Raw genomic sequence first — 12,323 nt, forward strand, 5'->3', positions numbered from 1 at the left:
CGAGTGGCATGTACGACGACCATTACGGACTGAACGGGCGACCGTTCCAGCTCACGCCCGATCCGCGTTTCTGGTACGAGACCGCCACGCACCGCAAGGCGATGGCGTATCTCGGCTATGGCCTCAGTCAGGGCGAAGGCTTCATCGTCATCACTGGCGATGTCGGCGCGGGCAAGACGACTTTGGTCGGCCACCTGATGGCAACGGTCGATCGCGACCGCTTGCAGGCGATCAAGATTGTCTCCACCCAGATCGAGGCGGACGATCTGCTCCGCATGGTCGGCAACGGACTCGATCTGCACACCGACGGCATGACAAAGGCGCAGTTGCTCACCGCGATTGAACGCGGCCTGCACGCGACCGCGCGTAGCGGACGGCGCACGCTGCTGATCGTCGACGAGGCGCAGGCGCTGCCGGTGTCCGCGCTTGAAGAATTGCGGATGCTGTCGAACTTCCAGGCGGGAGGGCACGCGCTGCTGCAGATCTTCCTGCTCGGCCAACCCGAGTTCCGTGAACGGTTGCATGGCTCGGACCGGCTTGAACAGCTCCGCCAGCGCGTGATCGCGACGCATCACCTCGACCCGATGGAGCGCGAGGAAGTCGCGCCGTACATGATCCACCGGCTCGGTGTGGTGGGGTGGACCGGGCGCCCGCATTTCACCGATAATGCGTTTGCCGCGCTGTACGCCGGCTCGGACGGCGTGCCGCGCCGGCTCAATCAGTTGGCCGGTCGGGTGCTGATGTTCGGTGCGATCGAGCAGCTCGATACGATTGACGCAGAGGTGGTGAATACGGTGCTGGCCGATATTTCCAACGACACGCCGGCTGAAACGCCTGCGCCGGCGCCAGTCGCCCAGAAAGCATCTGCGCAGCCGCAATCGGCTGTGGTTCGCCCGATCCGACCGATGGACGCGTTACCCGATCCAGCCTTGCTGGCGCGGATCGAATCGCTTGAATCGCGTGCTGACGAGCCCGGTGCGGACCAGTCGCTGATGCAGGCGATCGCCTCCATCGAGTCGCGGCTGGATAACGTGTCGGCCGGGCCGCGTGTCGATCGTGGCATCCTCGCACGGTTGACCTCGCTGGAGGCGCGGGTCGAGCAGGTACCGAAGCTGGATCCGGCCTTGCCTGAGCGAATTGCCTCGGTCGAGGCGCGGACCGATCAGATCGCCGGCGTGGTTGCGGATGTCGACCAGATGTTCCGCGAGGATCTCATCACGCTGGGCACGGCGATCGAGCAGACCGCCGCCCGCATCCCGGAGGCTGACAACGCCGCCCGCGAGCGGTTGGGAGTGCTGGAAGCTCGGTTTGAACAGCTTGCCGCTGACATGGCGATCCCGGCGATCGAGGCGCGGCTTGGGTCGTTGGAGGAACGGTTCGAGGCGCTTGCCGCGCGTCGGCCGGAGGTCGATCCGGCAACCGAGGCGCAGCTTGCCGCGCTGGAGGCGCGGCTTGACGAGGTGGCGGGCCGGCCGGTGCAAACCGATCCCGCGGTGACGGATCATCTCGGATCGCTTGAAGCGGCGATGGCGCAACTCGCCGCGCGCCCGAGCGATCTTCCGCCTGCGACAAAGGCGCGACTTGCCGTTCTGGAGACGCAGGTCGAGGAGGCGCTGGAGGCTTCATCGGCGGGCGACCCCGCCGGCCGCGCGCGCATCGCATCGCTGGAGGCGCGCGTGGAGGAGCAGGACGCGGCGTTGCGGCGCGTCCTGACGCTGCTGGTTGATTGGGTGGAAGGCGAAGGCTCGCATGACATGGCCGGCCTCCGCCGCGATTTGCGCTGACGTCATGCGGCACGCGCTGTCGGTCGATATCGAGGAGTGGTTCCAGGTCGGCGCGTTCGAGCGAGTCATCGCGCCCGCCGACTGGGACCGGCTGGAATCGCGGGTCGAATACAATACCGATGCGGTGCTGGCGCTGTTCGCCGAAAGCGGGGTGAAGGCCACCTTCTTCACGCTCGGCTGGGTGGCGGAGCGGCACCCCGCGTTGATCCGCCGGATCGTCGCGGGCGGGCATGAACTCGCCAGCCACGGCTGGGCGCACACCCGCGTGTTCACGATGACCGCCGATCAGTTCCGCGCCGATATCGTGCGCGCACAGAAGACGCTGGAGGATGCCGGGGGTGTCGCCATCACCGGCTACCGCGCGCCGAGCTTCTCGATCGACAAGCGCACGCCCTGGGCGCACCCGATCCTTGCCGAGGAAGGCTATGCTTACTCGTCGAGCGTTGCGCCGCTCAGGCACGATCATTACGGATGGCCCGAAGCGCCGCGCTACGCCTTCCGGCCGGTCGCGGACGCGGGGTTGGTCGAGGTGCCGGTGACGGTGGCCGAGTTCGGCCAGCGGCGGATGGCGACCGGCGGTGGCTTCTTCCGGTTGTTCCCGGCGGCGTTGACCAACCATGCAGTGCGGCAAGTGTCGGCCGACGGCCAGCCGGCGGTGTTCTACTTCCACCCGTGGGAGATTGACACCGGTCAGCCGCGCGTCGCGGCGGCGCCACTCAAGTCTCGGTTGCGGCATTACAGCCGGCTCGGCGCGATGGCGGGCAAGCTGCGCGGGCTGATCCGTGCGCATCGCTGGGACCGGATGGACCGTGTCGTGGCGGATCTGACGGTGCCTGCGTGACCGTGCCGTTGTTGTCGCCCCCGCTCGGGCTGCGCGCCGCCGATCTGAGCATCGCCGGCGACTGTGAGCGGATCAGCGAATTCGTACGCGGGCAGGCGGGCGGTACGCCATTCCACCTGCCGGCGTGGAGCCTTGCGGTGGCGCGAGGGTGCGGGCAGCGCAGCCACACGCTGATCGTCGAACGTGCCGACGGCGGGATCGAGGGCGTGCTGCCGATGACCGAAATCCGTTCGCGTCTGTTCGGGCGGGCGTTGGTCTCGAACGGCTTCGCTGTGGGTGGCGGCATCCTCGCCAGCAACGATACGGCGGCAGGTGTGCTGGCGGAAGCCGGCTGGGCGCTGGCGCTGAAGCTTGGCGTTTCGAGCCTCGAACTGCGCGGCGGCGTTGTGCCGGGCGGCGACTGGATTGCGGAGGAAGGCGCGTATCTCGGCTTCACCCGCCCACTCGCGGTGTCGGACGAGGCCGAACTGATGGCCATCCCGCGCAAACAGCGGGCCGAGGTGCGCAAGGCGCTTGCGCCCGATCTCGACGTGTCGGTCGGGAGCGGCAAGGCCGACCGCGAGGCGCATTATGCGGTCTACGCGGAGTCGGTCCGCAATCTAGGCACGCCGGTGTTCCCGGCAAAGCTGTTCGCGTGCGTGCTGGACGCGTTCGGCGATGATGCGGATATTCTGACGATCCGCTCCGCCGGTAAGCCGGTGGCGAGCGTGCTGTCGCTATATCATGGGGGTATCGTCTATCCTTATTGGGGCGGCGGCACGGTCGAAGCCCGCGCGCTGCGGGCCAACGACCGGATGTACTTCGCGCTGATGAGCCATGCCCGCGCACGTGGGTGCGCCACGTTCGACTTCGGGCGATCGAAGGTCGGCACCGGGCCGGCTGCGTTCAAGAAGAATTGGGGTTTTGAGGGCGTGCCGCTGCGCTATGCGAAGCGTGTGAAACCTGGCGAGACTCCGCGCGAGATCAACCCGCTCAGCCCGAAATACCGGCTGCAAGTCGACCTATGGAAGAAGCTCCCCTTGCGACTTGCGAACATGATCGGTCCGCATATTGCCAAGGGGCTTGGCTGAGCGGTGGGCTGACGTATGAGCGACATCCTGTTTTTAGCACACCGTGTGCCGTATCCGCCGGATCGTGGTGACAAGATCCGGGCTTTCCACGTCCTCCAGCATCTGTGCGGCCATGCGCGCGTCCACCTCGTCGCGTTCGCAGACGACGCGCGTGACCTGGAGGCGGGGCCGCCCGCGTGGCTGACGGGTGAATGCAAGGTGCTATGGCGCGGCAAACCCCGCTGGCGCGCGGTAGGCGAAGCGCTGCTCCAGCATCGCCCGGTGTCGCTGACCGCGTTCGACGATGCTGGCATACGCGACGCGGTGGCGGACATTATGGCGCGGCATGCGGTTGACACGATCTACGTGTTCTCGGGTCAGATGGCGCAGTATCTGCCGCCGGCGTTGCCCCGGCGCGTGGTGATGGATTTCGTCGATATGGATTCGGCGAAGTTCGCCGATTACGCTGCCGCCGCGCGTGGCCCCTCACGTTGGATGATGGCGCGTGAAGCCAAAATGCTGCAGGCGTTCGAGCGCAGCATCGCGGAGCGCGTCGATGCCAGCCTGTTCGTCAGCACCGCCGAAGCCGCGCTGTTCCGGACCGAAACCGGAGCGGACCGCGTGATGGCGATCGAGAACGGCATCAACACGCAGGTATTCGATCCGGCAGCCGATTTCGCGCGGGCGGACGCTCCGGACGAGGTGATCGTCTTCACCGGCCAGATGGATTACCGCCCGAATATCGAAGCAGTCACGTGGTTCGCTCAGGCGATCCTGCCGCAGATCCGCGCCCAGCACCCGCAGGCACATTTCGCGATCGTTGGTCGTGCGCCGGCTCAGGCTGTGAAGGCGCTTGCCAAACTCCCCGGCGTGATCGTGACGGGGGAGGTGGCGGACGTGCGCGGCTGGCTTGCCGCCTCGAGCGTGGTGGTCGCGCCGCTGAAACTCGCGCGCGGCATCCAGAACAAGGTGCTGGAGGCGATGGCGATGGCGCGGCCCGTGGTCGCCTCGGTGCCCGCCGCGGAGGGTATCGCACATGCCGGCACGATCCGGGTCGGCTCGGACGCGAGCGCGATCGCCGGAGCGGTGAGCGCGCTGCTAGCCGATCGCGACGCCGCCGCCGCGCTGGGCCAGGCGGCGCGCGCGCAGGTTCAGCGACGCTATAGCTGGGCGGCATGCCTCGCTCCGCTCGACACCGTCGTTGCGGGTGGGGCGCGGCAGGCGGCGTGACATACGTTGTTCCCTCCACCGGCTTTGCGCCGGCCGCTAGCCCGGTGCAGGCGGCGTGGCGCCGTCACCTCGCGGTGCTGGCCGGCGTGGCGGTGGTGATCGTCGCGACGTTCTGGCACGATGTGCTGACGCTGGTGCATCTGTGGTGGACCAGCACGACGTTCGGCCATTGCCTGTTCATCGCACCCGTACTCGCTTGGCTCGTCTGGGCGCGGCGCGGCGATCTTGCGAAGCTGACTCCGGTCGGCTGGGCGCCTGGGCTGGTGATCGTCGCATGTGGCGGGATCGGCTGGTTGCTCGGCGATGCCGGCGGCGTCGCACTGGCGCGGCAGCTTGGACTGGTGATGATGTTGCAAGGGGCGGTGGTGACGCTGCTCGGGCCGAATGTGGCGCGCGGGCTACTGTTTCCGCTGTGCTATGCGGTATTCCTCGTGCCGTTCGGCGAGGGGATGGAGGGGCCGCTCCAGACCGTGACGGTCGCGATGACGATGCCGATGCTGCACCTGTTCGGCGTGCCGGCGCAGGTCGATGGCGTGCTCATCACCATCCCGAACGGGTATTTCGAGGTGGCGGAGGCGTGCTCGGGCGCGAAGTTCGTGATCGCGATGATCGCTTACGGTACGCTGGTCGCCAACGTCTGCTTCGTGTCGTGGAGCAGGCGCGCGGTGTTCATGGTCGTTGCGCTGATCGTGCCGGTGATCGCCAACGGCCTGCGCGCGTTCGGGACGATCTACGCCGCGTACCTGACCTCGGTCGAACGCGCGACGGGGTTCGATCATATCATGTATGGCTGGATCTTTTTCGGGCTGGTGATGGCGGCGGTGATCGCCATCGGTTGGCGCTGGTTCGATCGTGCGCCCGATGCGCCCGTGTTCGATGCGGGCACGCTGCAAGCGGTGCCACGCTTTCGGTTGGATGCTTGGCTTGCGGCGGCGTTGGTGCTGGTGTCGGTCGCGGTGTTCCCGGCGTGGAGCGCGGCCATCGCCAATCGTGCGCAAGTCCTGCCCGCGCGGATTGCGCTGCCCGACGTGCCGGGCTGGCACCGCGTATCGATGAGCGTGCGGGCGCCCTGGGCACCGAACTATCCGGGTGCGGACCATTATCTGATCGGGCGTTACGCCGATGCGAGCGGCGACGCTGTCGATCTTGCGATAGCCGTGTATGGGTCGCAGCATGAGGGCAAGGAAATCGTCTCGTTCGGCGTCGGCGCATTGCGCGAGGATGACGTGTGGGTGCGGATCGAGAACCTGCCCGATCTGGATGGTGGCTCGATGATCCACGTCACCGCGCCCGGCCCGGTCGAGCGGTTGATCGCAACCTGGTACCGGGTCGGTGATATCGTCACGCACAGCGGCGCCCGGCAGAAGCTGGCGACGCTGCAGGCCAAACTGCTCGGCGGGCCGCAGCGCGCGGTGGCGGTGCATGTCTCGGCCGAAGTGCTACCGGGGCGAGACGCTCGGGCGGCGATGGCGCGGTTCCTGGCCGCGCTTGGTCCGATCGACGCGGTGGCGGATCGCGCCGCCGGGATGCCACGCTAGATGTGCGGGATCGCCGGCATCTTCTACGCCACTATGCCCAAGCCGGTCGATCCGGCGCGGGTGCGCGCGATGACCGACGTGCAGGCGCATCGTGGGCCGGACGGCGGCGAGGTGTGGACCGCGCCCGGTGTCGGGCTGGGCCATCGCCGGCTCTCGATCATCGACATCGCCGGCAGTCCGCAGCCGATGCGCAGCGCGGACGGCGCGCTCACCGTCACCTATAACGGCGAAATCTACAACTTCGCCGAACTGCGCGCAGAGTTGCAGGCAAAGGGCGCGCGGTTCCTCACCTCCGGCGATACCGAGGTGCTGCTGCACGGCTGGGCAGCGTGGGGCCCGGCGATGCTGGACCGGCTGAACGGCATGTTTGCGTTCGCGATCCACGATGCCGCGCGCCAGACCCTGTTCATGGCGCGCGACCGCATGGGCGTTAAGCCGCTCCATTATGTCGAGCTGCCCGACGGCGCGGTGGCGTTCGCGTCCGAGCTGAAGGGGCTGCTTGCGCATCCGCTGCTGCGGCGCGTGCCGCAGATTACCGCGATCGAGGATTATCTCGCGTTCGGCTACGTCCCGGACGACACCTGTCTGGTCGCGGGCGTGAAGAAGCTGCCGGCTGGTCATTTCCTGTTGCTCGAGCGTGGCAAGCCGGTCCACGCGCCGTCGCGCTGGTGGGATGTGGACTTTACGCGCCGCGCCACCGGCAGCCGTAAGGCGCTGGAGGAGGAATTGGTCGAGCGGATGCGTGCCGCTGTGACGATGCGGATGGTCGCCGACGTGCCGCTCGGCGCGTTCCTGTCGGGGGGAGTAGACAGTTCGGCGGTGGTCGCGTTGATGGCGGAAGCCTCGCCGCGTGCGGTGAAAACCTGCACGATCGGCTTTGACGAGGCGGGGCTGGACGAGCGGTCTTACGCGGATGTGATCGCCAGGCGGTTCGCCACCGAACATCGCGAACGGATCGTATCGCCGCAGGACTTCTCGCTGATCGATACGCTGGTTGCCTCGTTCGACGAGCCGTTCGCGGATGCTTCCGCGCTCGCCACCTACCGGGTGTGCGAACTGGCGCGGGAGACGGTGACTGTGGCGTTATCGGGTGACGGCGCGGATGAGGCGTTTGCGGGCTATCGACGCTACAAGTTCCAGGCGGCGGAGGAACGCGTGCGCGCGCTGTTGCCGGCGTCGCTGCGGTCGCGTGTATTCGGGACGCTCGGGCGGCATTACCCCAAGGCGGACTGGGCGCCGCGCCAGTTGCGCGCCAAGACGACGCTGCTCGCACTCGCCGAGGATGGCGCAGAAGGCTACGCGCGTTCGGTTGGCGTGACGGCGCCGGCATTGCGCGCGGCGCTGCTGACCAACGCGGCGCGCCTTGCGCTGGGTGGGCACCGCGCGGAGGATCGTTACGTCCGCTCGATGCGTGACGCACCGGCGCGCGACGCGTTGGATAGGGCGCAATATGCCGATTTCCAACATTGGTTGCCGGGTGACATCCTGACCAAGGCGGACCGCACCAGCATGGCGGTCAGCCTGGAGGCGCGCGAACCGCTGCTCGACTACAAACTGGTTGAGTTCGCCGCAACCTTGCCGGTGGACATGCGGCTGCGGGGCGGGCAGGGCAAATGGCTGATGAAAAAGGCGATGGAGCGGTATTTGCCGAAGGATACGTTGTACCGGCCGAAGATGGGGTTCGTCACGCCAATCAGCGCGTGGTTCAGGGGTGCGCTGGCGAATGAAGCGGCGGCGCTGTCACGCTCGCGCACGTTAATCGGTAGTGGATGGTTCGACGCGCGGGCGATCGAGAAGATTGCGGCGGATCATCGCGCGGGCCGGGCGGAACACGGCCGGACGTTATGGCAGCTGGTGATGCTCGAACGCAGCATGGCTCGGCTGTTCGGGTAGAAGGCCGCTAGTCCGACATCATGGGCAAAGCCCATGATGTCGGACGCCGACGATGTTTTGCGCCGGCCAGTCCGCTGGACTCAGCAGCCGTTGCGGCGGTTCTGCGCGGCGTCGTGCTTCTTGTCGAGGTGACGGCCGAGCAGCGCACCGCCGACACCGCCGGCCACCGTGCCAAGCACGCCACCGCCGAGCACGTTGCCCAGCACTGCGCCGCCAGCACCGCCGGCCAGCGCGCCGGTCGTGCCCGACGAACGGCGGCAATCCTGATAATAGGTACGGCGGTGATGATACCGGCGCGCATCCGCTGCGGTCGGCACGATGGCGGCCGACGCCAGGATCGACGCGGTGGTCAGCGAGAGGACGATCTTACGCATGTTTACTGCTCCCTAGAAACTAATGACGGCTGCGAAACGTCCGCAGCCGTCTTAGGTTTCATGAAGCAATGCAGATTAACCGAACATGGCGTTCCTGTTAATCGAAGGATGCGCCCCAGCGCCGCTTTACGCGATCCTTCCACAGCCCGCGATGATAGGCGTCGGACGCCAGCAGCGGCATCACCGAACCGGCTTCGGCGAACACCATCTGCTCGATTGCGGTGTTGACCTTGCCCCACGAGGCGGCTTCCTGAAGCGTCGAGGAAGAACACGCACCGTCACGCACGTCCGCGACGGTGATCTGCACCGCATATTTGTGGACCTGCACGTCGTCGTGACCGAGGATCTCGGCGCACACCACTGTGTCCTGGATGAAGTTCTTCGGCACGCCGCCGCCAATCATCAGCAGGCCGGTGACACCCGCCTTGATCTTGATCTCGGTCAGCTCGCGAAAGTCGGCGATCGCGTCGAGCACCATGTACGGCTTGCCGGCTTTCACCGAGTCGACCTGATGCTTGACGAGACCGAAGCCAGCCGAGGAGTCGACGAACGCCGGGCAAAAGATCGGCACGTCATGCTCATAGGCGAGCTTGACGAGGCTGTTGTCCTTCTTGCCGTTCTCGACAAGGTACTTGCCCATCTCACGGATGAACTCGCGGCTCGAATACGGGCGCGGCTCCAGCGTCTCGGCGATTTCGAAAATCGTGTGGTCGACGTGCTGGAGCTGTTCCTCGTCGATGTACGTGTCGTAGATGCGGTCGATCAGCAACGAACGCAGCGTGTCGTCGTCCGGCACTTCCAGCGCCTGGTAATGCTTGTGACCGAGGCCCTCGAAGAAATCCATGTCGACGATCGACGCGCCGGTCGCGACGATGCCGTCGATCATGTTGTTGCGCAGCAGTTCCGCGTACAGGTCCATGCAGCCGCCCGCCGACGTCGAACCGGCGATGACGAGGAAGATCGAGCAATCCGGATCGGCCAGCATCTGGTTGTAGATGTCGGTCGCGCGGCCGAGGTCGCGGCTGGTGAAGCTCATCTTTTTCATCGCATCGACGATCGGACGCGCGTCGAACTTGGTGATGTCGATATGCTCGACCGTGGTCGAAAGCAGCTCGGCCTTGCGGTTGGTGTTGAGTGGTTCGGTCATGGGGACTCCCAATCGTCTCATGCACCGCCGTCGTTGTAAGGGGACGCGGAAACCCATGTGGAGGCGGCACGCCGAAGCGCGCCGCCCCTAACCGATTAAGTCTATGAAAAGCCTGTTACAGCTTCACGACGTTCGAGGCGACCTCTGCTTCGTCCTCGCCGTACAGCGACACCATCGGTTCATCCCCGACGATCACCGTCTCGTCCGATCCGAACCCGTTGAACGCGGTCCGCATCGCCGAGCCATACGCGCCGAGCATGCCGATCTCGAAGTAATCGCCCGCCTTGGTATCGGCGGGCAAGTAGAACGGCCCCGCCATGTAATCCATGTCGTCGCAGGTCGGCCCGTAGAAGCTGAACGGCATCAGCTTGGCATGGCTATCCGGCTCGCGCAGGAGCTGGGTCGGGAAACGCCAGTCGATATGCGCCGCATCGAACAGCGCGCCATAGGCGCCGTCGTTGATGTACAGTTCGTCACCACGGCGCTTTTCGACGCGCACCAGAATCGAGCTGTACTCCGCGCACAACGCACGGCCCGGCTCCGCCCACAGTTCGGCCGAATAACTGACCGGCAGCGATTCGAACGCGCGGTGGATCGTCTCGAAATAACGCTCCAGCGGCGGCGGTTCCATGCCCGGATAGGACGAGGGAAAACCACCACCAACGTCGATCACGTCGACCGTCACCGCCGCCTCGACGATCGCCGCGCGCACGCGCTCCATCGCATTGGCATAGGCTTCCGGGGTCATCGCCTGGCTGCCGACGTGGAAGCAGATGCCGAGCGCGTCGGCGACCTGACGGGTGCGGAACAGCAGTTCCTTCGTCTCGCCAGGAGCGGCACCGAATTTGGACGCGAGGCTAAGCTTCGAATGTTCCGACGACACGCGCAACCGAACGCACAACGTGAGGTCTTCCGCCCCTCGTGTCGCGCGGACGATCTTGTCCAATTCCTCGGTCGAATCGAGCGAGAAGGTGCGGACGCCGTGCGTGAAATACGCCTCCGCAATCCCTTCCTCGGCCTTGACCGGGTGCATGAAGCACAGGGTCGCTTCCGGAAGCGTACGCGCGACGAGCCGGACCTCGGCGATCGAGGCAACGTCGTACTGCGTGATGCCACTGTCCCACAGAATCTGCAGGAGTTCGGGCGAAGGGTTCGCCTTCACCGCATACATAGAGCGACCCGGAAACTTCTCGACGAAGAAGCGAGCGGCACGCGATGCGGCGTGCGGACGAACGAGCGTGACCGGCTGAACCGGCCCGTGCTTAGCGATATCGACACCGGTGACGGTGGTCGAAATGGTGGTCGCTAACCCCAGCGCGCGATGATGCTTGTGCAACTCAAGGGACCTCCAATGTCGTGAGACAAGACGAAAAAAGCTGCCTTGCGGTTGGAAGTCCCATGGGGCAGCGGAAGCGCGAGATAGGATCGACGTTTTCGGATGTAAAGCGGTTTTGATTGGTCGGAGACAGAGTGTGACGATTTTACGACAACCGACCCGCGCAGGGGTGCGAGATGCCGCAGCGAAGATGGCGGCGATCGTGCCGCCGACGCCCCTCTTTATAGCGGATTTTCAGGGTGTTCCGATCGCTTTCAAAGCCGAATCGCTGCAGCCGGTGGGTGCGTTCAAAGTGCGCGGCGCATGGCACCGACTGACCGCGATCGATGCGGATCAGCGTCTGCGCGGGGTGGTGGCGTTTTCCTCGGGCAACCATGCGCAGGGCGTGGCGTGGGCGGCGAAACGGCTCGGCATGCCGGCGACGATCGTGATGCCCGCCGATGCACCCAGGTCTAAGCGCGAGGGTACGCTCGCGCTCGGGGCGGAGATTGTCAGCTACGACCGCGCGAGCGAGAGTCGCGAGACGATCGCGGCACGACTCGCCGAAGCACGAGGGGCGGTACTGGTGCCGAGTTTCGACGATCCGTGGATTATCGAAGGGCAGGGCAGCGCGGGTATCGAGGCTGCGGCGCAGATGGCGGAACATGGGCTCGGAGCGGTAACACAGGCGGTCGTGCCGTGCGGAGGCGGCGGGCTGGCGGCGGGCATCACGCTCGCGCTGCCCGATGCCGAGATCACCGTTGTCGAGCCGGAGGGCTGGGACGATATGCGGCGCAGTCTGGAGGCGGGGTGGATCGAGCCGGTCGGCAAAGCGCCGCCGCCGACCGCGTGCGATTCGCTTCAGACGCTGCGCGTGTCGCCGCTGACGTTCGACGTCCTGTCCGGGCGCGGCGTCGAGGGGCTGGCGGTGAGTGAGGCGGAGATCCGGGTCGCGCAACGCTGGGCAGCGGAGCGGCTGCGGCTGGTGGTGGAGCCGGGCGGCGCGGTGGCGCTGGCGGCGCTGCTTGCCGGCAGGGTGACGCCGGTGGCGGGGATGCTGGTGGTGCTGTCCGGCGGGAACGTGGATCTGGCGGCATATGGGCGCGTGCTGGCGGGGCGCGATTGACCAGAGTGGCGCGGCCTGGGCGAAGC

The 12,323-nt window shown here is 66.4% G+C and carries 10 protein-coding genes; 7 read left to right on the forward strand and 3 right to left on the reverse strand.

Annotated elements, in window-relative coordinates:
- Positions 1-8 precede the first annotated feature (8 nt).
- The 6 genes from OXR00_RS01230 to OXR00_RS01255 are packed head-to-tail and all read left to right on the forward strand — an operon-like array spanning position 9 to position 8,335.
- Positions 9-1,784, forward strand: a complete 1,776-nt coding sequence (locus tag OXR00_RS01230; RefSeq protein ID WP_267386210.1) for an XrtA/PEP-CTERM system-associated ATPase — start codon at positions 9-11, stop codon at positions 1,782-1,784.
- 4 nt (positions 1,785-1,788) lie between these two features.
- Positions 1,789-2,625, forward strand: coding sequence for an XrtA system polysaccharide deacetylase (locus tag OXR00_RS01235; RefSeq protein WP_267387109.1), 837 nt, complete (start codon positions 1,789-1,791; stop codon positions 2,623-2,625).
- Positions 2,622-3,695, forward strand: a complete 1,074-nt coding sequence (locus tag OXR00_RS01240) for a FemAB family XrtA/PEP-CTERM system-associated protein (protein ID WP_267386212.1) — start codon at positions 2,622-2,624, stop codon at positions 3,693-3,695. Before OXR00_RS01235 ends, OXR00_RS01240 begins: the two co-directional genes overlap by 4 nt.
- Positions 3,696-3,710: 15 nt before the next feature.
- Entirely contained in the window at positions 3,711-4,904 is a 1,194-nt protein-coding gene (locus tag OXR00_RS01245; RefSeq protein ID WP_267386213.1) for a TIGR03087 family PEP-CTERM/XrtA system glycosyltransferase, read from the forward strand.
- Entirely contained in the window at positions 4,901-6,442 is a 1,542-nt protein-coding gene (gene xrtA / locus OXR00_RS01250; RefSeq protein ID WP_267386214.1) for an exosortase A, read from the forward strand. Before OXR00_RS01245 ends, xrtA begins: the two co-directional genes overlap by 4 nt.
- Complete coding sequence (locus OXR00_RS01255; RefSeq protein WP_267386216.1) at positions 6,443-8,335, forward strand: XrtA/PEP-CTERM system amidotransferase; 1,893 nt, start codon at positions 6,443-6,445, stop codon at positions 8,333-8,335.
- Between the two features lie 80 nt (positions 8,336-8,415).
- On the opposite strand, the gene OXR00_RS01260 is transcribed toward OXR00_RS01255, so the two are convergent.
- The 3 genes from OXR00_RS01260 to OXR00_RS01270 form a co-directional block, all read right to left on the reverse strand.
- Positions 8,416-8,709 carry a hypothetical protein gene (locus OXR00_RS01260; RefSeq protein WP_242146096.1) on the reverse strand — a complete coding sequence of 98 codons (294 nt, stop codon included), beginning with the start codon at positions 8,707-8,709 and terminating at the stop codon, positions 8,416-8,418.
- A 97-nt stretch (positions 8,710-8,806) separates the two neighbouring features.
- The gene (locus OXR00_RS01265; RefSeq protein WP_267386217.1) at positions 8,807-9,856 is read right to left on the reverse strand and encodes a deoxyhypusine synthase; all 1,050 of its coding nucleotides are present in this window, start codon (positions 9,854-9,856) and stop codon (positions 8,807-8,809) included.
- Positions 9,857-9,971: 115 nt separating this feature from the next.
- The gene (locus OXR00_RS01270) at positions 9,972-11,192 is read right to left on the reverse strand and encodes a type III PLP-dependent enzyme (RefSeq protein WP_267386218.1); all 1,221 of its coding nucleotides are present in this window, start codon (positions 11,190-11,192) and stop codon (positions 9,972-9,974) included.
- 190 nt (positions 11,193-11,382) lie between these two features.
- On the opposite strand from OXR00_RS01270, the gene OXR00_RS01275 reads away from it, so the two are divergent.
- A complete protein-coding gene (locus OXR00_RS01275) occupies positions 11,383-12,297 on the forward strand; it encodes a threonine/serine dehydratase (RefSeq protein ID WP_267387110.1) in 915 nt (304 codons plus the stop codon).
- The last annotated feature ends 26 nt before the right edge of the window (positions 12,298-12,323 follow it).

Origin of the sequence: Sphingomonas sp. GC_Shp_3 (genome assembly GCF_026540945.1) — a bacterium.
GTDB lineage: Bacteria > Pseudomonadota > Alphaproteobacteria > Sphingomonadales > Sphingomonadaceae > Sphingomonas.

Bases quoted from the DNA above. Each gene is read 5' to 3' on its own strand.
- OXR00_RS01230 (WP_267386210.1), top strand. From the start codon at position 9: ATGTACGACGACCATTACGGACTGAACGGGCGACCGTTCCAGCTCACG.
- OXR00_RS01265 (WP_267386217.1), bottom strand. From the start codon at position 9,856: ATGACCGAACCACTCAACACCAACCGCAAGGCCGAGCTGCTTTCGACC.
- OXR00_RS01235 (WP_267387109.1), top strand. From the start codon at position 1,789: ATGCGGCACGCGCTGTCGGTCGATATCGAGGAGTGGTTCCAGGTCGGC.
- OXR00_RS01260 (WP_242146096.1), bottom strand. From the start codon at position 8,709: ATGCGTAAGATCGTCCTCTCGCTGACCACCGCGTCGATCCTGGCGTCG.
- OXR00_RS01255 (WP_267386216.1), top strand. From the start codon at position 6,443: ATGTGCGGGATCGCCGGCATCTTCTACGCCACTATGCCCAAGCCGGTC.
- OXR00_RS01245 (WP_267386213.1), top strand. From the start codon at position 3,711: ATGAGCGACATCCTGTTTTTAGCACACCGTGTGCCGTATCCGCCGGAT.
- OXR00_RS01275 (WP_267387110.1), top strand. From the start codon at position 11,383: ATGGCGGCGATCGTGCCGCCGACGCCCCTCTTTATAGCGGATTTTCAG.